Source organism: Methylobacterium bullatum (assembly GCF_014845095.1).
In the GTDB taxonomy this organism is placed as follows: Bacteria; Pseudomonadota; Alphaproteobacteria; order Rhizobiales; family Beijerinckiaceae; genus Methylobacterium; species Methylobacterium bullatum.
In genome coordinates this window covers 13,836-38,008 of sequence record NZ_NKUG01000040.1, presented here as the reverse complement: position 1 = coordinate 38,008, position 24,173 = coordinate 13,836, and the positions used below count along the sequence as shown (strand labels likewise).

The 24,173-nt window shown below is 64.8% G+C and carries 22 protein-coding genes and 1 other RNA gene; 12 read left to right on the top strand and 11 right to left on the bottom strand.

Annotated features, from left to right (window positions below):
- From MBTS_RS05870 to MBTS_RS05860, 3 genes are all read right to left on the bottom strand, one after another.
- Positions 1-1,408: DNA polymerase III subunit gamma/tau (locus tag MBTS_RS05870; protein WP_244973504.1), on the bottom strand; the 1,408-nt coding region annotated here is incomplete at its 3' end.
- Between the two features lie 87 nt (positions 1,409-1,495).
- Positions 1,496-1,592, bottom strand: an RNA gene (gene ffs, locus MBTS_RS05865) — signal recognition particle sRNA small type.
- Positions 1,593-1,648: 56 nt separating this feature from the next.
- Complete coding sequence (locus MBTS_RS05860) at positions 1,649-1,912, bottom strand: PepSY domain-containing protein (RefSeq protein WP_147830423.1); 264 nt, start codon at positions 1,910-1,912, stop codon at positions 1,649-1,651.
- Between the two features lie 145 nt (positions 1,913-2,057).
- Here MBTS_RS05860 and MBTS_RS05855 point away from each other — a divergent pair, with 145 nt between their 5' ends.
- Positions 2,058-3,593, top strand: coding sequence for a YifB family Mg chelatase-like AAA ATPase (locus MBTS_RS05855; RefSeq protein WP_056161978.1), 1,536 nt, complete (start codon positions 2,058-2,060; stop codon positions 3,591-3,593).
- Between the two features lie 16 nt (positions 3,594-3,609).
- Here the strand turns inward: MBTS_RS05855 and MBTS_RS05850 are convergent, their stop codons facing one another.
- The 3 genes from MBTS_RS05850 to MBTS_RS05840 all read right to left on the bottom strand — a co-directional run bounded on the left by MBTS_RS05850 (position 3,610) and on the right by MBTS_RS05840 (position 7,947).
- Positions 3,610-5,043 (bottom strand): mannose-1-phosphate guanylyltransferase/mannose-6-phosphate isomerase, encoded by a 1,434-nt coding sequence (locus tag MBTS_RS05850; RefSeq protein WP_026176106.1) that lies wholly within the window; start codon positions 5,041-5,043, stop codon positions 3,610-3,612.
- 176 nt (positions 5,044-5,219) lie between these two features.
- Complete coding sequence (gene scpA / locus MBTS_RS05845) at positions 5,220-7,385, bottom strand: methylmalonyl-CoA mutase (RefSeq protein ID WP_056148835.1); 2,166 nt, start codon at positions 7,383-7,385, stop codon at positions 5,220-5,222.
- A 139-nt stretch (positions 7,386-7,524) separates the two neighbouring features.
- Positions 7,525-7,947 carry a hypothetical protein gene (locus MBTS_RS05840; protein ID WP_238254217.1) on the bottom strand — a complete coding sequence of 141 codons (423 nt, stop codon included), beginning with the start codon at positions 7,945-7,947 and terminating at the stop codon, positions 7,525-7,527.
- Between the two features lie 113 nt (positions 7,948-8,060).
- On the opposite strand from MBTS_RS05840, the gene MBTS_RS05835 reads away from it, so the two are divergent.
- Positions 8,061-8,969 carry a DUF817 domain-containing protein gene (locus MBTS_RS05835; RefSeq protein WP_056148838.1) on the top strand — a complete coding sequence of 303 codons (909 nt, stop codon included), beginning with the start codon at positions 8,061-8,063 and terminating at the stop codon, positions 8,967-8,969.
- Between the two features lie 71 nt (positions 8,970-9,040).
- Entirely contained in the window at positions 9,041-9,241 is a 201-nt protein-coding gene (locus MBTS_RS05830; protein ID WP_027172373.1) for a hypothetical protein, read from the top strand.
- A gap of 218 nt (positions 9,242-9,459) precedes the next feature.
- On the opposite strand, the gene MBTS_RS05825 is transcribed toward MBTS_RS05830, so the two are convergent.
- Positions 9,460-9,675 carry a hypothetical protein gene (locus MBTS_RS05825; protein WP_018044781.1) on the bottom strand — a complete coding sequence of 72 codons (216 nt, stop codon included), beginning with the start codon at positions 9,673-9,675 and terminating at the stop codon, positions 9,460-9,462.
- Between the two features lie 424 nt (positions 9,676-10,099).
- Between MBTS_RS05825 and MBTS_RS05820 the strand changes: the two genes are divergently transcribed.
- The 3 genes from MBTS_RS05820 to MBTS_RS05810 all read left to right on the top strand — a co-directional run bounded on the left by MBTS_RS05820 (position 10,100) and on the right by MBTS_RS05810 (position 12,288).
- The gene (locus MBTS_RS05820; protein ID WP_056148458.1) at positions 10,100-11,233 is read left to right on the top strand and encodes a S1C family serine protease; all 1,134 of its coding nucleotides are present in this window, start codon (positions 10,100-10,102) and stop codon (positions 11,231-11,233) included.
- 87 nt (positions 11,234-11,320) lie between these two features.
- Complete coding sequence (locus MBTS_RS05815) at positions 11,321-11,578, top strand: hypothetical protein (RefSeq protein ID WP_147830429.1); 258 nt, start codon at positions 11,321-11,323, stop codon at positions 11,576-11,578.
- On the top strand, positions 11,575-12,288 hold the full coding sequence (locus MBTS_RS05810) for a J domain-containing protein (RefSeq protein WP_056148465.1): 714 nt from the start codon (positions 11,575-11,577) through the stop codon (positions 12,286-12,288). The genes MBTS_RS05815 and MBTS_RS05810 overlap by 4 nt, the downstream gene beginning before the upstream one ends.
- A gap of 146 nt (positions 12,289-12,434) precedes the next feature.
- Here the strand turns inward: MBTS_RS05810 and MBTS_RS05805 are convergent, their stop codons facing one another.
- Positions 12,435-13,925: an SPOR domain-containing protein gene (locus MBTS_RS05805; RefSeq protein ID WP_018044777.1), complete on the bottom strand. Its 1,491-nt coding sequence runs from the start codon at positions 13,923-13,925 to the stop codon at positions 12,435-12,437.
- A gap of 300 nt (positions 13,926-14,225) precedes the next feature.
- Here MBTS_RS05805 and MBTS_RS05800 point away from each other — a divergent pair, with 300 nt between their 5' ends.
- The 4 genes from MBTS_RS05800 to MBTS_RS05785 all read left to right on the top strand — a co-directional run bounded on the left by MBTS_RS05800 (position 14,226) and on the right by MBTS_RS05785 (position 18,386).
- A complete protein-coding gene (locus MBTS_RS05800; RefSeq protein ID WP_051074421.1) occupies positions 14,226-14,570 on the top strand; it encodes a phasin family protein in 345 nt (114 codons plus the stop codon).
- 312 nt (positions 14,571-14,882) lie between these two features.
- Positions 14,883-15,329: an ATP-dependent Clp protease adapter ClpS gene (clpS, locus tag MBTS_RS05795; RefSeq protein WP_192215243.1), complete on the top strand. Its 447-nt coding sequence runs from the start codon at positions 14,883-14,885 to the stop codon at positions 15,327-15,329.
- 23 nt (positions 15,330-15,352) lie between these two features.
- A complete protein-coding gene (clpA, locus tag MBTS_RS05790; protein WP_018044774.1) occupies positions 15,353-17,830 on the top strand; it encodes an ATP-dependent Clp protease ATP-binding subunit ClpA in 2,478 nt (825 codons plus the stop codon).
- A 280-nt stretch (positions 17,831-18,110) separates the two neighbouring features.
- Positions 18,111-18,386 carry a hypothetical protein gene (locus tag MBTS_RS05785; RefSeq protein ID WP_018044773.1) on the top strand — a complete coding sequence of 92 codons (276 nt, stop codon included), beginning with the start codon at positions 18,111-18,113 and terminating at the stop codon, positions 18,384-18,386.
- Positions 18,387-18,389: 3 nt separating this feature from the next.
- On the opposite strand, the gene egtD is transcribed toward MBTS_RS05785, so the two are convergent.
- Entirely contained in the window at positions 18,390-19,361 is a 972-nt protein-coding gene (gene egtD / locus MBTS_RS05780) for an L-histidine N(alpha)-methyltransferase (RefSeq protein WP_192215242.1), read from the bottom strand.
- A gap of 59 nt (positions 19,362-19,420) precedes the next feature.
- Positions 19,421-20,695: an ergothioneine biosynthesis protein EgtB gene (egtB, locus tag MBTS_RS05775; protein WP_192215241.1), complete on the bottom strand. Its 1,275-nt coding sequence runs from the start codon at positions 20,693-20,695 to the stop codon at positions 19,421-19,423.
- A 195-nt stretch (positions 20,696-20,890) separates the two neighbouring features.
- Here egtB and murI point away from each other — a divergent pair, with 195 nt between their 5' ends.
- Both murI and rpsD read left to right on the top strand, forming a co-directional pair.
- A complete protein-coding gene (gene murI, locus MBTS_RS05770; protein ID WP_192215240.1) occupies positions 20,891-21,769 on the top strand; it encodes a glutamate racemase in 879 nt (292 codons plus the stop codon).
- Positions 21,770-21,973: 204 nt separating this feature from the next.
- Entirely contained in the window at positions 21,974-22,591 is a 618-nt protein-coding gene (gene rpsD, locus MBTS_RS05765; RefSeq protein WP_018044769.1) for a 30S ribosomal protein S4, read from the top strand.
- A 250-nt stretch (positions 22,592-22,841) separates the two neighbouring features.
- On the opposite strand, the gene gltA is transcribed toward rpsD, so the two are convergent.
- Positions 22,842-24,131 (bottom strand): citrate synthase, encoded by a 1,290-nt coding sequence (gene gltA, locus MBTS_RS05760; protein WP_027172387.1) that lies wholly within the window; start codon positions 24,129-24,131, stop codon positions 22,842-22,844.
- Positions 24,132-24,173 lie beyond the last annotated feature (42 nt).

Here is a 24,173-nt window from a genome sequence, read left to right as displayed (position 1 = left end):
GAACTTGCGGAACGGGCGCTTGTTCGTGGCCCGTCCGGACGCCTCCGTTCGCGGCCAGGTTCAGGGCCGGTCGCGGCGGCGGCTCCACCGATGCCGTGGTCGAGGGCTGGGGAGGAGACAGGGCCCTGCTGGGAGCGGGCGGGGAGGCGGTGGGTGGCGCTTGCGTCTGAGGCGATGCCAGAGCCTCGGTCCTCAGTTGCCTCAGCGCCTCGTCCGGCGTCGGGAGATCGGCGGCATAGGCGAGGCGCACGAGCGCCATCTCTGCGGCGGCCAGCGGTCTTGCGGCGACCTGGACCTCGGGGATGGCCTTCAGAAGTATCTGCCACGCCCGCGACAGGGCGCGCACCGAGAGCTTGGCCGCGAATGCGCCGCCCCGGCCGCGCTCGTCGGCGCTGAGCGTTGGGTCCGCGGCGGCGGCCTCGGGCACAAGCTTCAGGCGAGTGACGAGATGGGTGAAGCTCGCCAGATCCGACAGGATCACCGCCGGGTCGGCACCTGCCTCGTACTGGCCACGCACTTCCGCGAAGCTCGCCGGAACGTCGCCGCGCATCACCGCCTCGAAGAGGTCGACGATCCGCCCCCTGTCGGCGAGGCCGAGCATGTCGCGCACGCTGGCCCCGGTCACGAGACCAGCCCCATGGGCGATGGCCTGATCGAGAAGAGAGAGCGCATCGCGCACGGAGCCTTCGGCTGCGCGGGTGATCGCCGCCAGGGCTTCCGGCTCTGCCTCGACATTCTCGGCCGCACAGATCCGGGCGAGATGCGCGACCATGGTGTCCGCCTCGACCCGGCGCAGATCGAAGCGCTGGCAGCGTGACAGGATCGTCACCGGGACCTTGCGGATCTCGGTGGTGGCGAAGACGAACTTGGCGTGGGGCGGCGGCTCTTCCAGGGTCTTCAGGAAGGCGTTGAACGCCTTCTCCGAGAGCATATGGACCTCGTCGACGATGTAGACCTTGTAACGAGCCGAGACCGGCGAGTAACGAATGCCGTCGATGATGCCGCGCACGTCGTCGATGCCGGTATGCGAGGCGGCATCCATCTCCAGCACGTCCATGTGCCGGGATTCCATGATCGCCTGACAATGGCGGCCGAGCTCCGGCATGGCGATGGTAGGGCCGGTATCGGGATGGCCGTCGCGGACATAGTTGAGGCCCCGTGCGAGAATGCGGGCCGTCGTCGTCTTCCCGACGCCGCGTACGCCGGTGAGCATCCACGCCTGTGGAATGCGGTTGGCCGCGAACGCATTGGCAAGCGTGCGCACCATGGCGCCCTGGCCGATCAGATCGTCGAAATTCTGCGGGCGATACTTGCGGGCGAGCACCCGATAGGGCGTCACCGCCGGCACGGGCTCGGGCAAGCCCGGCAGGCCAGGAAGATCGCTCGGTGTGCCGGAAGTCGCGTCCATGCCGCCTTGCGTGGTTCGAACGGCCCCGGGTCGGGGGAATGCCGCCACGCGGGGCCTCGGACAGGTCGATCGGTGAGGATCGACGAAGGTGGGAGGCTGGACGAAGACCCGCTCGGTCTCGTTAGGGCTGCTTCCTTCCGGACCTGACCCGGTTGGCGAGTGAAACGTCCCTCGCCAACCTCCCGAGCGTTATATGGCCGGCGCTTCGGCGTAACGCAAGCGCCTCACGAGGCCGGACCTCTATTCGGCTTCGCGGGTGGTGATGGCGAAGGTCTTGGGGTCGAGCTCGAGGTCGAACTGCTTGCCGTTGGCATCGACGGCATCGTCCACGTCGATCTCATGATCCTCGACCTCGATCTTCTTCCACTTCACGAAGCCTTCCTTCTTCAAGGTCGCCTCGATCTTGGTGAGTTCCTCGGGCGTCGGTGCCCTGTCGGCGAAGGCGATTCCGGTCAGGGCGAAACCGAGGGCAATAGCTGCGAGGCCGGCTGTCTTGATCGACATGGACATCTCCTTGGATGGAAATCAGACGGTTGCGAACGGTACAGCCCTGCCGGAGTTCCATGACAATTCCACATGGGCGCACGCGCTGGTTGTCACGGGCGCCGGCTCGCCATAACCTTGGCCTTAACCTCAGAGGCTCGAAACCATGGTCACCCGCGTCGCCACCGTTGCCTTCGAGGGAATCGAGGCGCGTGCCGTCGACGTGCAGGTGCAGATCGCTCCCGGCGCCGTGGTCTTCATGGTGGTTGGTCTGGCCGACAAGGCCGTGGCGGAATCACGGGAGCGCGTCCGCTCGGCCCTGATCGCATCGGGACTCGCGCTTCCGGCAAAGCGCATCACCGTCAACCTCGCTCCGGCGGACTTGCCTAAGGAGGGATCGCATTACGATCTGCCCATCGCACTTGCGGTGATGGCCGCCATCGGCGCGATCCCGCCCGATGCGCTCGCCGGTTATTGCGTCCTCGGCGAGCTGGCCCTGGACGGCACGATCACAGCGGTGAACGGCGTCTTGCCTGCCGCCATGGCGGCGAATTCGCGGGGGCTCGGTCTGATCTGCCCGGCCGCGACTGGGCCTGAAGCGGCCTGGGCCGGTGGCGACATGGACGTTCTGGCCCCGCGCTCCCTGATCCAGCTCGCGAACCATTTCAAGGGCAGTCAGGTCATGGCACGCCCCGAGCCGGCCGTGGCCACGACCACGGGACGGCTGCCGGACCTTCGCGACATCAAGGGCCAGGAGGGAGCCAAACGTGCCCTGGAGATCGCCGCCGCCGGAGGCCACAATCTTCTGATGAATGGCCCGCCCGGTGCGGGTAAATCGATGCTCGCGGCCCGGCTTCCCTCCATCCTGCCGCCTCTCGGGCCCCGCGAGCTCCTCGAAGTCTCGATGATCCAGTCGGTGGCCGGTGAGTTGAAAGGCGGAGCTCTGTCGAACCGTCGGCCGTTCCGGCAACCTCACCATTCGGCGTCGATGGCTGCCCTCGTAGGAGGTGGTATCAATGCCCGCCCCGGCGAGGCCTCACTGGCGCATGGCGGCGTGCTGTTCCTCGACGAGCTTCCCGAGTTCACACCGCAGGTGCTCGATTCCCTGCGCCAGCCGATGGAAACCGGCGAGGTCATGATAGCCCGCGCCAATCACCGGGTGACGTACCCCGCGCGGTTCCAGCTGATTGCCGCCATGAATCCCTGTCGGTGCGGTCAGGCCCTGGAGCCGGGCTATGCCTGCCGGCGCGGACCCAACGACCGCTGCGTCGCCCAATATGGCGCGCGGATCTCAGGGCCACTCCTCGATCGCATCGACTTGCGGATCGAAGTCGGTGCCGTCACGGCGGCCGATCTGATCTTGCCTCCTCCGGCCGAAGGCTCGGCGGAGACAGCGGCTCGCGTGGCCTCGGCAAGGGCGCTGCAGGCGGCACGTTTCGCGGCGCACGGCCTGACCGGCGTCGTCACGAACGCAACCTGTCCGGTGCCGCTGATCGAGGAGATGGCGGCGCCTGATGCAGACGGTACGGCTCTGATCCGCAACGCGGCGGAGACGATGCGTCTCTCGGCACGAGGCTTCCACCGCGTATTGCGCGTGGCACGAACCTTGGCGGATCTCGACGGCGAAGAGCAGGTGCGCCGCCTCCATCTCGCCGAGGCCCTGTCCTATCGCGGCCGGGTCGAGCGACCCGTAGCCGCTTGACCCCCGGCCGTCGCGCTTATCGTCCGTAGATGTCCTCGACGCGGATGATGTCGTCCTCACCGGTATAGGATCCGACCTGGACCTCGATGAGTTCGAGGGGGATCTTGCCCGGATTGGTGAGACGATGCATCGAACCGATGGGCAGGTACACGGCCTCGTTCTCGTGAACCAGCACGACGCGATCGTCCACGGTGACCTCGGCGGTCCCGCGAACCACGACCCAATGCTCGGCCCGGTGGAAATGCTTCTGCAGCGAGAGCCGCCCGCCCGGCGTCACCATGATGCGCTTCACCTGGAAGCGCTCGCCGATATCGATGCGCTGGTACCAACCCCAGGGGCGGAACATCCGACGATGCGCATCCGCCTCGGGATGGGCCTTTTCGCGCAACTGCGTGACCAGTTCCTTCACGAGGCCGGCTTTCGCCTTCGAGGTCACGAGGACGGCGTCCGGGGTCGAGACCACGACGACATCGTCGAGACCCACCACGGCAGTGAGATGCTCGCCTTCGCTATGCACGAGGCTACCGCGGGTCTCGACGAGTTCCACGCGACCGCGCACGGCGTTACCCAACGCATCACGGGGCAACACGTCCCAGACCGCGTCCCAGGTGCCGACATCGGACCAGGGGAAGGACACCGGCAAGACTCCGGCACGATCGGTCCGCTCCATCACGGCATAATCGATCGAGGTCTTCGGCGCGCTTGCGAAGGCGGTAGCATCCAGGCGCAGGAAATCGAGATCGGTCGTCGCCCCATCGAGAGCGGCGCGGGTGGCGGCCAGGATTTCCGGAGCATAGGTCTCCAGCTCGGCCAGCATGACGTCGGCCCGGAACAGGAAGTAGCCGCTGTTCCATAAGGCGCCGTCGGCGATCAGGCTTTCCGCTCCGTGACGGTTGGGCTTCTCCACGAAGCGACCGACCTCATACGCGCCTTCGACCCCGTCGATCGATGCGCCCTTGCGGATATAGCCATAGGCAGTGGACGGTGCGGTGGGCTCGATCCCCAGCGTCATGATCCGACCGGCCTGCGCGCCAACAGCGGCGGCGCGCGCAGCATCCACGAAGGCAGCCGTGTCGCCGATGACGTGATCGGCGGCCAGGATGAGCACTACCGCTTCCGGGTCGCGCCGGGCGGCATGGAGGGCGGCGACCGCGACGGCCGCGGCTGAGTCGCGCCGCTCGGGCTCGAGAACGATGTCCGCCTGGACTTCGGCCTGAAGCAGCTGTTCGGCTACGATGAAGCGGGCGTCGCTGCTGGTGATGATCGTCGGCCGCGAGAAGGCGGTTCCATCCGCGACGCGACGGGCCGTGTCCTGGAAGGTCGAACTATCGGCATTCACGAGTGGCGTGAACTGCTTCGGCATGCTCTCGCGGGAGGCGGGCCACAATCGCGTACCGGAGCCACCGCATAGGATGACCGGATGGATGAGGGCGGAAAATCCTGAGGCCATCGGCGTCAACTCACAATTTCAGGTTCAGTACGATGCCGGGAAATACGATCTTGCTGCGCCGCAACCAACCCGTTGCGGGGCAAAATATGCGACGGACGCGATTAGGGCAGGAGGTGAGCGTCCGGCAATGGCCTCGGAGTTAACTTCATGAATTCCGATGCAGCAATACGGTCATCCTATTCGGCGGCCTGCCGCGCGTTGTAACCAAGCCTGCCGCTCAATTCCTCAATCAGCTTCACGGCTGCTTCAGCAATGACCGTGCCGGGCGGAAAGATCGCTGATGCGCCAGCGGCATAGAGCGCCGGATAGTCACCCGGGGGGATCACGCCGCCGATCACGATCATCACGTCGCCGCGTCCCTGTTCAGTCAGCGCCGCCTTCAATTCGGGCACCAGCGTCAGGTGGCCGGCGGCGAGAGACGAAACGCCGACGATGTGGACGTCGTTCTCCACAGCTTGTCGTGCGGCTTCGGCCGGAGTGGCGAAGAGTGGGCCGATATCGACGTCGAAGCCGAGATCGGCGAAGGCCGACGCAATCACCTTCTGGCCACGGTCGTGCCCGTCCTGGCCCATCTTGGCGACGAGGATGCGCGGGCGCCGACCGTCATTCTCCTCGAAGGTCTCCACGAGCTGACGAACGGTCTCGACCACCGGCGACATGCCACCTACCTCTCGCTTGTAGACACCCGAGATCGAGCGGATCTCGGCGCGATGCCGGCCCCAGGCCTTTTCCAGGGCGTCGGAAATCTCTCCCACCGTGGCCTTCGCGCGGGCAGCCTCGACACCTAGCGCCAGGAGATTGCCCTCTCCCTGGGCGGCTGCGGTCAGTGCCGCCAGCGCGGCATCGACATCGGCCTGATTGCGCTCGGCGCGCAGCCTCTTGAGCTTGTCGATCTGCAGCATACGGACATTGCCGTTGTCGACGCGCATCAACTCGATGGCGCGATCGTCCTCGGGCTTGAATTTGTTGACACCGACGATGGTCTGACGGCCGGAATCGATCCGCGCCTGGGCGCGGGCCGCCGCTTCCTCGATGCGCAGTTTGGGGATGCCGGCCTCGATGGCCTTTGCCATACCGCCCAATTCCTCGACTTCGCGCAGGTGCTCCCAGGCGCGGGCGACGATGTCCTGAGTGAGCTTCTCCACATAGTAGGAGCCGCCCCACGGGTCGACGATGCGCGTCGTGCCGCTCTCCTGCTGCAGGAAAAGCTGCGTGTTGCGGGCGATGCGGGCCGAGAAGTCGGTGGGGAGCGCGAGTGCTTCGTCGAGGGCGTTGGTGTGAAGCGACTGGGTGCCGCCCTGCGTCGCGGCCATCGCCTCGATGCACGTGCGGGTGACGTTGTTGAACACGTCCTGTGCGGTCAGAGACCAGCCCGATGTCTGGCTGTGGGTGCGCAGGGGGAGGGATTTATCCGTTTTCGGCTCGAACTCCTTTACGAGCTTGGCCCAGATCAGGCGCGCCGCCCGCATCTTGGCGATCTCCATGAAGAAGTTCGTCGAGATCGCCCAGAAGAACGACAGTCGTGGGGCAAACTTGTCGATGGTGAGCCCGGCGGCGAGACCCGCCTTGATGTACTCGACGCCGTCGGCCAGCGTGTAGGCGAGTTCGAGGTCGTTGGTCGCCCCGGCTTCCTGCATGTGGTAGCCGGAGATCGAGATCGAATTGAACTTCGGCATATGGGCAGAGGTGTAGGCGAAGATATCGCCGATGATCCGCATCGAGCCCGCCGGCGGGTAGATGTAGGTATTGCGGACCATGAACTCCTTGAGGATGTCGTTCTGGATCGTGCCCGCGAGTTTCTCGGGCGGCACGCCCTGCTCTTCGGCCGCCACGATGTAGAGGGCGAGGATCGGCAGCACCGCGCCGTTCATCGTCATCGACACGGTCATCTCGTCCAGCGGGATGCCCGAGAACAGCGTCCGCATGTCGTAGATCGAATCGATCGCCACGCCGGCCATGCCGACATCGCCCGAGACACGCGGGTGATCGGAATCGTAGCCGCGATGGGTAGCGAGATCGAAGGCGACCGACAGGCCCTTCTGTCCGGCGGCGAGATTGCGCCGATAGAACGCGTTCGAATCCTCGGCCGTGGAGAAGCCGGCATATTGCCGGATCGTCCAGGGCTGGGTCACGTACATGGTCGGGTAGGGGCCGCGCAGGTAGGGCGCCACACCCGGATAGGTATGGAGAAACTCGATCCCCTCGCGATCCTCCGGCCCGTACACGCCCTTCACCGGGATGCCCTCGGGCGTCATCCATGGCTCGCCCGCCGGCGGCACTGGCGCCGTGAAGGCATCTGCCGCGTATGGGACGTTCGCGAAATCGGGGATACGGGACGTCATGTGATCGAACTCGTGCGGCGGCGTTTGGCGAAGCATTATAGTGAAGCACCGGCTTCGGGCTATCCCTCTCAAATCCATTTTGAGAAACAGTGACGTCATCGGACCGGTCGGTCCGGGTTCGACGAGCGGGACAATCTCATCACGGTCGGCGATATCGCGGTGCCGGGCCGGTGCGGCTTTCGAGCCATCCGAGACGCTCGTCGATCAGCTCGCGCAGCCTGTCGCGTCGCCTCGAGGCGCTCCAGCATGAATCGGGACAACTCGGCGCCTCGCCCTCGAAGGCACCCACCACGGCGAGAACGACGAGGACGAGCCCGAGGAGTAGACCGGCCACGACAGGCCAAGCGAAACAGAGCCCGACGAGCAGGGCTAGCCCGCCCTTTAGCAAGAGGGAGCCGGCGAGCTTCAGCTTCACCAAGGCGGCGAAGCTGGCGCCGCCGCCGAGAGCCCCACGGACACCGCGCATGGCCACGGCGCGTACGCGGCGGCGTTCGAGCAGAACCTGAAGCCGGGCGAGGTTCCGCCGCACGCGGCGCGTTTCGGGATCGGTTTCGTCGGACAACGTGTGGATCGTCAAACGGTCGGTCCCTCGCGCGATCGATAAGGCCGAGCCTCGATGTGGGCCTGGTCTCCATTCGGGTAAAGGGAGACCGCAAAAGCTTCGGGACAGCCACCGTGACAGACATTCCGACCGCCAGCGCGGCCCGCCTATGGCGCCCCATTGCCCGGTTCGTCGCCATCGAGGCGCGGGTCGGCGCCTTGGCTCTGGCACGTGGACCTCTGGTGGCCGGGGTCTACGAATTCCTGCGTTTCGGCATCAAGCAGGGATGGGCCTGCCTGTTCGGCGGATTGCTGTGCGCCCTCCTGATCGGCAGCTACCTGTTCTATCCCGCCCAGGCCACGCTCAGCCGATACGACATGCTGACCCTCTCGGCCGTGATGATCCAGGTCGTCCTTCTCGCTCTGCGCATGGAGACCTGGGAGGAGGCGAAGGTGATCGCTCTCTTCCATGTGGTCGGGACGGTAATGGAAATCTTCAAGACCGCCGTCGGATCATGGATCTACCCGGAGGTGAGCCTGTTCCGCATCGCCGGCGTGCCGCTCTTCACGGGCTTCATGTATGCGAGCATTGGCTCCTACATCGCCCGGGTGTGGCGCCTGTTCGATTTCCGCTTCACCCACCATCCCGGCACCGGTGCGACGCTTCTGCTGGCCACGGCGATCTACCTTAACTTTTTCACGCACCACTACGTAACGGACATCCGCCTCGGGTTGTTCGCGGCGACGGCCCTGCTGTTCGGCCGAACCTGGGTGTATTTCAAGGTCTGGCGGGTACACCGGCGGATGCCGCTTCTCCTGGGCTTCCTGCTCGTCGCCCTGTTCATCTGGCTCGCCGAGAACATCGGCACCGGAACGCGGGTCTGGCTCTATCCGAACCAGGTATCGAGCTGGGCGATGGTTTCCTGGCCGAAGCTTGGTTCCTGGTACCTGCTGATGATCGTTTCCTACGTTCTGGTCTCCCTCGTGAACAAGCCGGAGGTTTATAGGCACGGCGAGATCGAACGGGGAAATTACAAACAATAGCGACTGGCTTTCTTCAGTGTTTGGCAAGATCGAGCGGGCTAAGCCCGTCTGAGCCATGAGGAACCCCGTTCATGAGTGATTCCATCGCCGGCCTCGCGCAGTCGATCGTCTCGAACCAGAGCGCTGCGACGCGCGAGTCGATGCAGACGACCTTCATACGCAAGCAAGGTGAGAGTGATCGGGCCATCGCCCAGCTCTTGCAGCAATCCGCCGATCAACAGAAGGCCGTTCTTCCCGAAGGCCAAGGCGCAGTCGTGGACCGGCAGGTCTGAGCCCCGGTTGCCATCGGTGGAGAGGCCGGATGATCGCCCGCATCGGGGCAGGTCATCCGGCAGGATGGGTCGTGCGTGTCGCCAGGGGCCGAAAACGTAACGGACAGCCCGGCTCGGTTCACGACAGATCGGGACGTCCGCCGTGCGGCGCGGTCGGTTCCGCGCCGGCGGCTGGGTCTTCCTGGCCTCGTCAGGAGGTTGCGAGAGGCCGCATCACCTTAGTTGAGATAGGTGCGGATCCAGTTCGGCGAGAGGATTTCGCCTTCCTCGGTGATGATCCACGGCTGCTTTGCCGGGTCGGTCAGGGCGCCTGCGGCGGCCTCGATCGCCTCGCGAAGGGTGCCGTAGCGCGCGGGCTGGGCCAGCGGCGCCGGGACGGGAGTGGTCCGCCAGATCGTTAGATCGGCGGGACGTTCGAGGGCTTCGGTTTCCATAGCGATGTTTTCCTTGAACCTGAGAGGGTCGTTCCCCGCGGGTCTGTGCTGCTGGGCCAGCATTCGGTGCAGCCAGAGCGGGACGTGTTTCCGTGAGAATGGAAGCATCTCTAGGGCAGCTTTGCGATCAATTTGGGCATTGCCATGATGAGTATGGCAGACCCGATCCTTTATCCCCCGCCTTAAACATCATGTTTTGAACACAAAGCTTGAAGCGGCTGCCCTGGGACGCCCTCTTTTTATGATGAAGAGTTTAGGGTGACAGTGCTGATTGAACTTGTAGCTTGAACCTTGGGACGGAACCGTGTGCCCGCGCACCCGGATCGTGCCGCCCGTGAAAACAGTTGAACGGAGATGGGTGACCGACCAGTTAATGCGACGGACGCAGTCCAGAATTTTTCCAAAGCTGTGAAAGGGATGTGACATGTCGGATCGCTTTGGCCGCATGGCGATCACGGCGGCCCTGGTGCTCATGGCGCTCTACGTCGGACAGCCCTATCTGGCGGCGCTCCTGTTCTCGGCTGAAACTCCTCGGGCGATCACGGCTCGGGGGGATCTGGCCCCATCCGAAACGTCCACCGCGACCTTGTTCGAGCGCGCGAGCCCGTCGGTCGTGCATGTCTTCGCCCAAGCCGCTGCCCAGGGGCGTTCCCTGATGAGCCCCGATTCCGAGGAGGGCGAAGGGGGCAACGGAGCGCAGACGGGCACGGGCTTCGTCTGGGATGCCGCCGGGCACGTTGTCACCAACAATCACGTGGTGGCGGGCGCGGCCCAGCGAGGCGGCTCGGTGTCCGTCCGCCTATCCTCGGGGGAGGTCCGCCCGGCGACGATCGTCGGGACCGCGCCGAGCTACGACCTCGCCGTGCTTCGCCTCGGCGGCACCGGTGTCGTTCCGCCGCCCCTGGCCATCGGTACCTCGGCGGATCTCAAGGTCGGGCAAGCGGCCTTCGCCATCGGCAACCCGTTCGGCCTCGACCATACCCTCACGACGGGCGTCATCAGCGCTCTTCGTCGCCGCCTCCCGACGGGGGAGGGGAGGGAGTTGTCCGGCGTGATCCAGACCGACGCCGCGATCAATCCCGGCAATTCCGGGGGGCCGCTCCTCGATTCCGCGGGGCGACTCGTGGGCGTCAACACGGCGATCTATTCTCCCTCGGGCGCCAGCGCCGGCATCGGCTTCGCGATCCCCGTGGACGTGGTGAACCGGGTCGTGCCCGAACTCATCCGCAACGGCCGCACCCGCAATCCGGGCATCGGCATCATCGCCGGTCAGGAAGCGACCGCCGCGCGTCTCGGGATCGACGGCGTCGTGGTCCTGCGGGTCCTGCGCGGATCGCCGGCCGCCGAGGCCGGATTGCGCGGTGTCGATGTCCAGACCGGTACGATCGGCGATGTCATCGTCGGAGCCGGCGGTCAGCCGGTGCACCGCCTCGCCGATCTCACCGCCGCGATGGAGGCGGCGGGCATCGGCAAGGCCGTCGATCTCGCCGTCGAGCGGGACGGCCGCATCCGCAAGGTGAAGGTCATCACGGCGGATGTGGCAGAGACGCGGCAATAAGGCTTTCCCAGGCCGGGCTGTCACAAAGGCCGTTTCCGGTGCAGTAGGGTTGAAACCGCGCCGAACGACAACACGCAAGACACCGCAATGACGACGAAGGCCCGCCTGTTCCGATCCCTCGTCCGCGTCGCGCTCGTGCTCGGCGTGATGCCGGCCGGAGCGAGGGACGCGTCGCGGCGCCTATGCCGCGACGATGCTCCCGAGGGGGGGCGCCTCCCGCCGCGCGACACGTGTCCGGATCGCAGCGCCGAGCAGGTGGGAACGCAGGGCGGTTTCCACCGGATCGGCGATGTCCAGGTCAGGATCGGCGGACGGGTCACGCTCGACCACGACATGCGCCGATGACCATCCTTGCCGCCCTCGCGGCCCTGTTCGTCCTGTGGTGGTACGCCAAGACCGCCAAGCCCCACCTCGTCCGGCGCATGGGTCGGCTGATCACGCCGCGACTGGCGAGACGGATCGGCGGCTATGTCTTGCTCGCCCTGGCCGGCGTGGCTGCGGTTCGTGGTCGGATCGAACTCGCGATCCTGTTCGGGGGCGTCGCGTTCTGGTTCCTCGATGGTGTAGACGCCGTGCTCGTCCGGCTTCGCGGCCTGTTCAGGCGCGCATCCGTCTCGCGGCCCACGATCGTGCTGTTCGAGGTGATGCCCGATGGGCGGACCGCTGACGGGATCGTCCAGATCGGTCCCTATGCCGGGCGGCGCCTGTCGCAGCTTCCTGAAGCGGCGCTGATACAGATCCTCGCCGTCTGCCGCAAAGTCGACCGCATCGCCGCTCGCCGTTTACAGACGTATCTCGACGGCAGAACGGCCGCCGGGCGTGAAGACGCTGAGAGAGATTCCGACGCGCGGTCGCGCCGTCCGCCGGATCCAGGGGCGATGACGCAAGAGGAGGCCCACCAGATCCTGGGGCTTCAGAGCGGGGCGACCCTGCAGCAGATCCGCACGGCTCATCGCACGCTGATGAAACGGTGGCATCCCGACCAGGGCGGAACGGTCGAGGGGGCTTCGCGCATCAACGCGGCCCGAGACAGGCTTGTGAGCCGACATCGCTGATACTCCACGCGCGTTGCCAGAAAAATGCTCGATCGGACCCGGCCGGCGAACAGCCGACTGGGTTCGGCGAGGACGCAAATGGCGTCGTCACCGATGTCAGGAGGGCTTCCAGCTTCTGAAAAGCTAAGCCGTCACGATGGCGGGTTTCAGCTTCGCGTGGCGAAGCAGTTGAAGCCGTTGCGCTTCAGGGTCGAGCAAGCGTCCTGCGCGGCTTCCTGCTCGCTGAAGCCCGAGAACCGGGCCCGGTAGAGGGTGGCGCCGCCATGATCGACCCTGACCGTGTAGGGCGAGGCCTTGGAAAGGGCGCTTCCGGCCCGGCTGCGCGCCTCGGAAAGCATCGACTTAGCCTTGTCTTCGTCGTCCATGGCGCCGAGCTGGATCACCCAGGCGGTAGGCGTGACGCGGCTCGTGGACGCTGACTTCGGGGCGGGCTCGGGCCGGGCGCCATCGACCGATGCGAGACGTGCATCCGACTTGCCGCTGGGCGAAGCCTTGGTTCCGGGGAAAGCGGCGGGTGCGCTGCTCGGTGCATATGCCTGAGCCGAGGCCGGGAGGGCGCCGCTCCGCCACTTGGCACCGGCACTTCCAGGGGTCGTGGTCTGGCGCGGGCTGATGTCGAGAGGTTGGGTCGAGGCGGTGGTCTCCACCTCGATCTCCTCGTCGTCGGCCGAGGCGACCTGAGTGCGCGTCCGCGACGTGGCGTCCGCCACCACGGCCGGGCGGCCACGCTCGGCGACTTCCGTCACCGCCGGTGCCTGGCGGTTGCCGGCATAGGCGCGCGGCAGGTTCGCCCGGACGAGATCGGCCATGATGCGGTCGCGGCTGGCACCGGACTTTCCGCCGAGCACGATCGCCACGATCTGGCGGTCGTCGGACTTGGCGGCGGTCATCAGGTTGAAGCCGGAATCGCGAGTGTAGCCGGTCTTGATGCCGTCCACGCCTTCGACATTGCCCAGGAGCCGGTTGTGGTTGCCGATGACCCGGCCGCGGAAGGCGAAGGAGCGGGTCTGAAAGTACTTGTAGTAGCGCGGAAACCGGTCCTGGATCGCCCGGGCGAGGATGGTCAGGTCGCGCGCCGTGGTGATCTGGTCCGCATCGGGCAGGCCCGAGGCGTTGGCGTAGTTGGTCCGGGACATTCCCAGGGCCTGTGCCTTGCGGGTCATCATCTCGGCGAATTTCGGCTCCGAGCCGGCGATGTTCTCGCCGATGGCGCAGGCCACGTCATTGGCGGATTTCGTCACGATCGCCTTGATCGCGTCCTCCACCTCGATCGTCGAGCCGGGCCGGAGACCGAGCTTGGACGGCGGCCGGGCGGCGGCGAATGCCGAGATGGTCAGGGGCGAGTCGAGGTTGAAACGGCCACGCTCGAGCTGTTCGAACAGCATGTAGAGCGTCATCACCTTCGTGATCGACGCCGGGTGGCGGAGGGAATCCTCGTTGACCGCATGCAGGGTGCGGCCCGTCTTCACATCGACCACCATGGCGGCGTAGGGCGGGTTGTAGCCCCCTCCACCGCCCCGGTGATGGTGCCCACGACGCGCATCGGCGGGCGAGGCGATGGCCGTGAGAACGGCTGCGGCCGTAATCAGGGCCGGCAGTCCATGGGTCGTCCGGGAGCGACTCGGAACGCTACGCATCGCGACGGGGTGTCCTCGACAACCGACCCTGAGGTCGGCTTGCACTGCATCATCACTGCAAGGCCGGCGAACGTGCCGCCGTGCCCTCGCAACATCTGTCAATCAGGCTAGGTCGACGCGGTTACGGCCCGGTTAATGCCTCGGCATCAATTTGCTCGCTTTCGCTGCGGTGCAATATAAATCTTGACGATCGATGGTGCAATGCACATAAAGACGGCGTTGGTCGATTCCGCGGGTCGGGGAACCGGCCTTGTCGACATCCGGCCCCAGAGGAATGCCCGCAAGGGTATCTCGCATCCCATGACTTTCCAGCCCTTCGACAAGATCCCCGCTTTCGACAAGTCCGGCTTCGATTCGGCGATGAAGAGCGTGTCGCTCGTCGCCCGGACGAACCAGACCGTCGGCACCGAGATGGCGGACTTCACCAAGCAGTCCTTCGAGCATGGCACCGCCACGATGAAGAAGCTGTCTGAGGCGAAGACCCCTCAGAGCGCCATGGAAATCCAGGCCGAGTTCATGAAGGCGTCCTACGAGCGCATGGTCGCTCAAGCGAAGCTGGTCGGCGGCCTTTATGCCGAGCTCGCCAAGGAGATCGGCAAGCCGCTCGAGGGCCTGACCAAGATCAAGCTTCCCGCTACCAACTGAGCGTCCGTCCGGCGTTGGAGCCGGCGACGACGGGAAAGATATGCCAAAGGGCGATCGAGCGACGGCTCGGTCGCCCTTTTTCGTGCGTCATCGCACCTTCCCGCGGCATTGCCGGGTAAAGTCCGCCCGGCGGCAGGCGTTCACCGCGCCACGTACCGGACAAGTGCGCGCAGGCGACTGGCGAAGTCGGGAAACGGCCTATAGATTGACGGTGAAGCAGGCGCGCGGCGCCAGCGTGCAGTCGGGAAGCCGGTGGGGTCTCACGATCCGCGTCCGGGCTTCTCTACCAAAAATGGGGTCGATGCTATTCCGATGTCCGACGACCCGATGCGTTGTCTGGTCTCCCTCAATACGGATCACGGCGGCGCCACCACGACCGCTGGGCTTGATGGCGCGATCCCTAACGATCCTTCGACGCCGCGCGCAGCCGATCCCATTGGACCGGGCGGCAATGACGACGGTCGCTCGGGGACTGCGATCATCACCCGGACCAAGCCCAAGACGAAACGGCCGAGCCTGTACCGCGTGCTCCTTCTCAACGACGATTACACGCCGATGGAGTTCGTCGTGCACGTGGTCGAGAAATTTTTCAACAAATCACAGGCCGATGCCTACCAGATCATGATGCACGTGCATCAGAATGGCGTCGGCGAGTGCGGGATCTTTACCTATGAGGTGGCGGAGACCAAGGTGACGCAGGTCATGGACTTCGCGCGCAAACACCAACATCCTCTCCAGTGCGTCATGGAAAAAAAATAGGCACTTCACACGAGGACCCGCTTTTGCCCAGCTTCTCTCGCAGCCTAGAACAAGCTCTCCACCGCGCCCTGGCGCTCGCCGGCGAGCGCCGGCACGAATATGCGACGCTGGAGCATCTGCTCCTCGCCCTGGTGGACGACCAGGACGCCGCGGCCGTCATGCGCGCCTGCAACGTCGAGGTCGACACGCTGAAACGCAGCCTCGTCGAGTATGTGGACACCGAACTCGCCAACCTGATCGGCGATGGGCGCCAGGATGCCAAGCCGACGGCGGGTTTCCAGCGGGTGATCCAGCGCGCGGTCATCCACGTCCAGTCCTCCGGCCGGGAAGAGGTGACCGGGGCCAACGTGCTCGTAGCGATCTTCGCCGAGCGCGAGAGCCATGCTGCCTATTTCCTGCAGGAGCAGGACATGACCCGCTACGACGCGGTCAACTACATCAGCCATGGCATCGCCAAGCGTCCCGGCGCGTCCGAGCCGAAGCCCGTTCGTGGCGCGGAGGAGGAGCCTTCCACCGAGCGTCCGAGCGGCGAGGAGACGGAGAACCGCACTAAAAAGAAGGGCGACGCGCTCGAGGCTTACTGCGTCAATCTCAACAAGAAGGCACGCGATGGCCGGATCGATCCGCTGATCGGTCGTGAGAGCGAGGTCCAGCGCACCATCCAGATCCTGTGCCGCCGTCAGAAGAACAATCCGCTGCTCGTGGGCGACCCGGGTGTCGGCAAGACCGCCATTGCCGAAGGACTGGCGCGCAAGATCATCAACAAGGAAGTGCCGGAAGTTCTCATCGACGCAACGGTGTTCTCCCTCGACATGGGCACCCTGCTCGCGGGCACGCGCTATCGTGGCGACTTCGAGGAGCGGCTCAAGCAGGTGATGAAGGAGATCGAGGCGCACCCGAACGCGGTGCTCTTCATCGACGAGATACACACCGTCATCGGCGCCGGCGCGACTTCCGGCGGTGCGATGGACGCGTCGAACTTGCTCAAGCCCGCTTTGGCCAACGGCTCGCTCCGCTGCATCGGCTCGACCACCTACAAGGAGTACCGTCAGTACTTCGAAAAGGATCGCGCCCTGGTGCGCCGGTTTCAGAAGATCGACGTCAACGAGCCGTCGATCCCGGACGCCATCGAGATCGTGAAGGGTCTCAAGCCCTATTTCGAGGAGTTTCACAAACTCAAATACACGACCGAGGCCGTGAAAGCCGCCGTCGAGTTGTCTGCGCGCTACATCAACGACCGCAAGTTGCCGGACAAGGCGATCGACGTGATCGACGAGACCGGCGCGTCGCAGATGCTTGTGCCGGAAGCTCGCCGCAAGCGGACGATTGGTGTGAAGGAAATCGAAGCGACCATCGCGACGATGGCACGTATCCCGGCAAAGACCGTCTCGAAGGACGATGCCGCGGTTCTCAAGAACCTTACCGAGAACCTGAAGCGCGTTGTCTACGGGCAGACGGATGCCATCGAGGCTCTCACCTCGGCGATCAAGCTGGCGCGCGCCGGCTTGCGCGATCCGGACAAGCCGATCGGCTCGTACCTGTTCGCCGGGCCCACCGGTGTCGGCAAGACGGAAGCGGCCAAGCAGCTCGCTTCGTCACTCGGCATCGAGATGATCCGTTTCGACATGTCGGAATACATGGAGCGCCACACGGTCAGCCGTCTCATCGGCGCTCCGCCCGGCTATGTCGGCTTCGATCAGGGTGGGCTGCTCACTGACGGGATCGACCAGCATCCGCATTGCGTGCTGTTGCTGGACGAGATCGAGAAGGCCCATCCCGACCTCTTCAACATCCTGTTGCAGGTGATGGACCACGGCAAGCTCACCGATCACAACGGCAAGCAGGTAGATTTCCGCAACGTCATCATCATCATGACGACGAATGCGGGCGCATCGGACATGGCGAAGTCGGCCTACGGCTTCACCCAGGCCAAGCGCACGGGAGACGACGTCGAGGCGATCAACAAGCTCTTCGCGCCGGAATTCCGGAACCGCCTCGACTCGATCATCTCGTTCGGACATCTGCCGAAGGACGTGGTGGCCAAGGTTGTCGACAAGTTCGTGCTCCAGCTCGAGGCGCAGCTGGCCGACCGCAACGTGACCATCGAACTCTCGGACGAGGCGCGCGAGTGGTTGACCGAGAACGGTTACGACGAGGCGATGGGTGCCCGGCCCATGGCGCGCCTGATCCAGACCACGATCAAGACGCCGCTCGCCGATGAAGTCCTGTTCGGACGCCTCAAGGATGGCGGCGCGGTTCGGGTTGTGCTGAAGAAGGCCGAGGAAGGTGTGACGCTGGCGCAAAAAGACGCGCTGGCCTTCGAGTTCCCGGCCGGACCCGTGACACCGAAACCGGAGAAGGACGTGACCAATGCCGGCGGCAAGCGCAAGCGCAGCCGGGCCAAGGCCGCTCCGCGAAAGAAGGAAGAGGCGAAGAAGGACGACAAGGGTGGTTCGGGCGGTGTCCGCACGGTACCGAAAGTTCCTCTCGTCCGGGCCTGATCGCACCGAAGCTCTGCCGAACGGGGCGCGTCTTCCTTACGAGGGAGGCGCGCCCCGTTCGCGTTCGGGCTGAAAATGCGCGGTCCTGCTGTCGACATGCGCGGGCTCGGTCGCTAGCTAGCGCCTTTGAGTAAATGCATCAGCGCATGTTCGGCCGTGACACCTGCGAGGGGCTCGCCGAGCAACGTCACAGACTTCGATTTCCCGTCACGGCTCATGCCGGTGCGGGAAAGGTTGGAGTGGGATCGTTGAAGCCACTCGCGATGACAGGGGAGTATCCATGAGCGATCTGCAAGAGGGCCCCCTGACACCGCTCTCCAGCCAGGGCACGCATGTCGCGGCCCGCCCGCAGAAACTGACCCGGCGCGAAGAGCGACGGCGTCGTCGTGTACGGCGGCGCCGGGGCGAGGAAATCCTGGGTTGGATCCTCGTTCCGATCATCTGCTACGGAATTTATTGGGGGATCAGCGCCGGATTCGACGTGCTCGGAACGACTCCGGGCACGGTCTGGGACCAGTTGATGCAGGTCAAGCAGATGCTTGAGAAGAAGGCTTGATCCTTATCGGGTGAGGGCATGGACCGAGAACAAGCGCTCGGCATCGGTCCAGCTCTTCGCAACCTTCCATCCTGCCTGAGCCGCAAGGGCGCGGAAGCCGTCGATCGTGTACTTGTAGCTGTTCTCGGTGTGGATCGTCTCTCCACCCGCGAAGCTGAAGCGGCGGTCCGCGAGCGACACGTCCTGGGCGCGCAAGCTCACGAGATGCATCTCGATCCGCGACGCCTCAGGTGCGAAATAGGCCCGGTGGGCGAAGGCCGATCGGTCGAAATCGGCACCGAGTTCGCGATTGATCCGATCGAGCAGGTTGAGGTTGAAACGCGCCGTCACGCCAGCCGCATCGTCATAGGCCGCATCCAGCACCGTCTTGTCCTTTACGAGATCGACGCCGACAATCAAGGATGCTCCAGGCCCGAGAACCCGCCCGAAATGGGCAAGGAGATGAGCGGCCTGAGGCGGCTCGAAATTGCCGATGGTCGAGCCTGGGAAGAACCCCGCTACAGCGCCATCGGAGAGCCCGTCGGGGAGAGTGAAGGGCCGGGTGAAATCCGCCGCGACCGGCTGAATCGACAGTTGTGGGAAGTCCCGCGACAGGGTTTCGGCTTCGCTTCGTAGGAAGTTCTCCGAAACGTCAACCGGAACGTAGGCGGCCAAATCCGTGAGATGGACGAGAAGCCGCCGGACCTTCACCGTCGAGCCGCTACCGAATTCCACGAGGTTCGCTCGTGAAGGAAGAAGCGATGCGATGTCCGGCCCCGACGCATCGAGGATACCGATTTCCGTGCGGGTCGGATAATATTCCGGCTGTCGGGTAATCGCCTCGAACAGGTCGGAGCCGATCTCGTCGTAGAAATACTTCGCCGGAATGAATTTCTGCTCCGCCGAGAGCCCCACGAGGATGTCGTCGAGGAACTGCTGCTCCGGAGTGACGGAGGAGACGGGGGTGGCGTCCGTGAAGACGGGGTTGATGGTCACGGGCAAGTCTCCGAGGAACGCCGAAGGACGTAAGGTATCGCGGGAGAGGGAAACGGAGATCAGTCGCGATAGTTCGACAGCCGTAGCCCCGTGAACTGCCAGCGCTGGTGCGGATAGAAGAAATTTCGATAGCCGATCCGGGCATGACCTTCGGAGGTGGCCACGGAAGAGCCGCGCAGGACGAACTGGTTCGACATGAACTTTCCGTTGTATTCGCCGAGCGCACCGGACACCGGCCTGTAGCCTGGGTAGGACAAATAGGCAGAACGGGTCCATTGCCAGACGAGGCCGAAGGCGTCGTCGAGCAGACCCTCCTTGGCGGCGATCTCCCATTCGAACTCGGTGGGCAGATCGCGCCCCGCCCATCGGGCAAAGGCATCCGCCTCGAAATAGCTCACGTGGGTGACGGGCAGGGCCGGGTCGATACTGGCCTGTCCGGCGAGGGTCATGCTCGACCATTGCCCGGCCTCATTGCGCTGCCAGTAGCCGGGGGACTCCCAGCCCTCCGCCTGCACCGCGAGCCAGCCATCCGAGAGCCAGAGTTCGGGCCGCGCGTAGCCGCCATCCTCGATGAAGGCGAGCCATTGCGCGTTAGTGACGAGGCCCCTGTCGATCCGACACGGCAGGATCAGCGTCTCATGGCGTGGGGATTCGTTATCGAACGAGAATCCGTCGCCTTGATGCCCGATCTTCTCGACCCTCCCATCCAACTCGGCGGTTCCGCCCCGCGATACAGGACGAGGAAAACGCCATCCGGCATCGTAGACGGGGCTCAGGGGGTTCTGCGCGAAGGCATGGAGGATGTCGGTGAGGAGCAACTCCTGATGCTGCTGCTCATGATAAAGGCCGATCTCCAGGATCGACAGCACCGTGTCGAGGGTCGCCTCGGTCGAATCCGCCAGGAGGCCCTCCATTGCACAGTCCACATGGGTGCGGTAACCGGCGACCTCGTCCGCGGTCGGCCGTGTGATGAGACCGCGCATGATTCTCGGCTGGCGGGGGCCTGCGGCGACGTAATAGGAGTTGAAGAGGTAGTGCAGCCGCTCGTCGTAGATGCGGTAGCCGGGCACGTGATCGCGCAGGAGGAACTGCTCGAAGAACCACGTGGTATGCGCCCGGTGCCACTTCGTCGGGCTGGCATCGGCCATGGACTGGATCTGCTGGTCCTCCGGCGATAGCGGCGCGGCGCGGCGCTCTGTCTCGTCACGCACGGCGCGGAAGGCCCTGATCCAGGCCGCGCGATCCACCGGCCTTTCCGAGACGTTTGGCGGCGGGAATGCCGCGCTTTCCGTCTGACGATGCGAGGTCTCGCGGATTGCCGCCGTCGCTGCCATGTCGATCACTCCACTCGCATCCATGATGCGGAAATATGGCCCCGCCGCCATTCGGCAACGGCCGTTCGCCTGCGCCCATCGACGCGGCGCGCATGGGCGAAAAATGCCGGGCCTTTTTCATGCCTCAGTGACACGGCCTTAACCCTGCCGGCCCGACACTCCTCCATCCACGCACAGTGTCCAGGCAAGGCTCGTATGCGGATCGATCTGATGGCAGGAGTGATGACGGCGGCCCTGGCGGCTGAAATCCGGCCGACCCCAACCATTCTCGTGTTCGATTCCGGTCTTGGCGGCCTCACTGTTCTCGAACAAGTGAGGCGCGCCCGGCCCGACGCTCGTTACGTCTATGCCGCCGATGACGCCGCCTTTCCCTACGGGCGTCTATCGGAATCCATCCTCGTCGCCCGCGTCCTGACGGTGATGGAGAGACTTCTCCTACGCCACGGCCCCGATCTCGTCGTGATCGCCTGCAACACGGCGTCGACCCTGGTGCTTCCTGCACTCCGGGCGCGCTTTTCGACACCGTTCGTCGGCGTCGTGCCGCCGATCAAGCCGGCGGCGGAGGCGACACGCTCGCGCAGGATCAGCCTCCTGGCGACGCCTGGCACTGTGGCGCGGCCCTATACCCACGACCTCATCGAGACTTATGCGGGCGCCTGTGCGGTCACCCTGGTCGGATCGCCGAATCTGGCGGCCTATGCCGAGGCCGAACTCGCGGGCCGCCCGGTCGACGACGCGTTGATCGCCGCCGAGATCGCCCCATGCTTCGTCGAGCGCGAGGACGGGCGACGTACGGACGTGGTCTGCCTCGCCTGTACCCATTATCCCCTGCTGCTCACGCGATTCCAGCGCCTCGCCCCCTGGGAGGTGACCTGGATCGATCCGGCCCCGGCCATCGCCCGCCGGGTCACGCAGCTTCTCGGTCCATCCCGGCGCAAGCCCCTGGACGACATCCCTCCGGGGCTGACGGCCTTCACCAGCGGTGCCGGCATCACGCCCTCCCTGCGTCGCTCTCTCGATGCCAGGGGCGTCGGCGATGTCGCCGTGGAGATGATGCCGCTCGCTCTGCAATAGATGCGTTGCCGCCTCGGCATTGACCTCCGGGCCTCTCTCGCCTATGCACCGCTCAGTTACGGGGCTCCGAGAGGGGCCCCGCAGCTTTTTCAAGCGCACCCGTGAGCGGCAATGTCCGCTCTGTCGTTCCGCTTCGGCCCCGGGCCGCTTCGGAAAGAGGAGGGCGCGTTCCTCGACCAATCTCACTCGCTGAGAGGAACCGCGATGTCAAAACGTATTCAGGCGAAGCACAAGCTCGATCGCCGTATGGGCCAGAACATCTGGGGCCGCCCGAAGAGCCCCGTCAATCGCCGCGAGTACGGCCCCGGCCAGCATGGCCAGCGCCGCAAGGGCAAGATGTCCGACTTCGGCACGCAGCTGCGTGCCAAGCAGAAGCTCAAGGGCTACTACGCGAACATCACCGAGAAGCAGTTCCGCCGCTACTACGCCGAGGCGATCCGCCTGCGCGGCGACTCGAGCGAGAACCTGATCGGCCTGCTGGAGCGTCGCCTCGACGCCGTGGTGTACCGCGCCAAGTTCGTGCCGACCCCGTTCGCTGCCCGCCAGTTCGTGAACCACGGCCACGTCAAGGTGAATGGCCGTCGCGTGAACATCGCCAGCTTCCTCGTGAAGCCGGGCGACGTGATCGAGGTGAAGGATTCGTCGAAGCAGCTCGAGATCGTCGTCGTCGCCTCGCAGCTCGCCGAGCGTGACGTGCCGGACTACATTGAGGTGGATCACGCCAAGATGACCGCTCGCGTCACCCGCGTGCCGAGCCTCAGCGAAGTTCCCTACCCGGTCCAGATGGAACCGAACCTCGTGATCGAGTTCTATTCGCGCTGATCCCACCGGATCATCACCGAGACGAAAAAGGCCGCCCGAGAGGGCGGCCTTTTTGTTTGCCCGATTGATCAATGATCGATCAGGCCTCGCTCTTCGGACGGCTCATGTCGTGGGGAGGGCCACAAAAAAAGCGGGGAAGCCTATCTGGCCACCCCGCCTTCGGTTCATTGCTGCTGCACCAGATCATGTCGCTCCGTGACGTTCGCTTCGAAAGCGAGGTCGGATACGGCGGACTGCTTGAATGAACGCCTCAGCCGCGCTGGCCGATGGGCACGTATTCGCGCTTGTCCGGGCCGATATAGAGCTGGCGCGGGCGGCCGATCTTCTGCGAGGGATCCTCGATCATCTCGGCCCATTGGGCGATCCAGCCCGTGGTGCGGGCGAGCGCGAACAGCACGGTGAACATCGAGGTCGGGAAGCCCATCGCCTTGAGGGTGATGCCGGAATAAAAATCGATGTTCGGGTAGAGCTTCTTCTCGATGAAGTACTCGTCCTTCAGGGCGATCTGCTCGAGCTGTACGGCGACTTCGAGCAGCGGATCGTCCTTGATGCCAAGCTGGCTGAGAACCTCATGCGTCGTCTTTTGCATGATGCGGGCGCGCGGATCGTAGTTCTTGTAGACCCGGTGACCGAAGCCCATCAGACGGAACGGGTCGTTCTTGTCCTTCGCTTTGGCGACGTATTTCGCCACGTTGTCGGGTGTGCCGATCTCTTCCAGCATCTTGAGCGCCGCCTCGTTGGCGCCGCCATGCGCAGGCCCCCACAGGCAGGCGATGCCGGCGGCGATACAGGCGAAGGGGTTGGCGCCCGACGAGCCGGCCAGACGCACGGTGGAGGTCGAGGCGTTCTGCTCGTGATCGGCGTGGAGGATGAAGATCCGGTCCAGCGCGCGTGCGTAGATCGGGTTGACGACGAACTCCTCGCACGGCACCGCGAAGCACATCCGCAGAAAGTTCGAGGTGTAATCGAGGTCGTTCTTCGGGTAGACGAAGGGCTGGCCGATTGAATACTTGTAAGCCATCGCCGCGAGCGTCGGCATCTTGGCGATCATGCGCAAGCTGGCGATCATGCGCTGCTTGTCGTCCGAGATGTCGGTCGAGTCGTGGTAAAACGCCGACAGCGCGCCGACGCAGGCGACCATGATCGCCATCGGGTGGGCGTCGCGGCGGAATCCCTGGAAGAAGCGGTTCATCTGGTCGTGCACCATGGTGTGGCGCGTGACCCGGTAGTCGAAATCCGCCTTCTGGGCGGGCGTCGGCAATTCACCGAACAGCATCAGGTAGCACGTCTCGAGGAAGTCGCCCTGCTCGGCGATCTGCTCGATGGGATAGCCGCGATACAGGAGGACGCCGGCGTCGCCGTCGATATAGGTGATCTTCGATTCGCAGGACGCGGTGGAGGTGAACCCGGGATCGAAGGTGAACATGCCGGTCTTGGCGTGGAGCTTGCCGATGTCGATGACGTCGGGTCCGATCGTACCGGTCTTGATCGGAAGATCGACTTGGTTGTCGCCCACGGAGATCGTGCTGGTGGCGCTCATGGAGACGTGGACCCTTTCTTGGCAGAAGGCAGACCTTGGCAG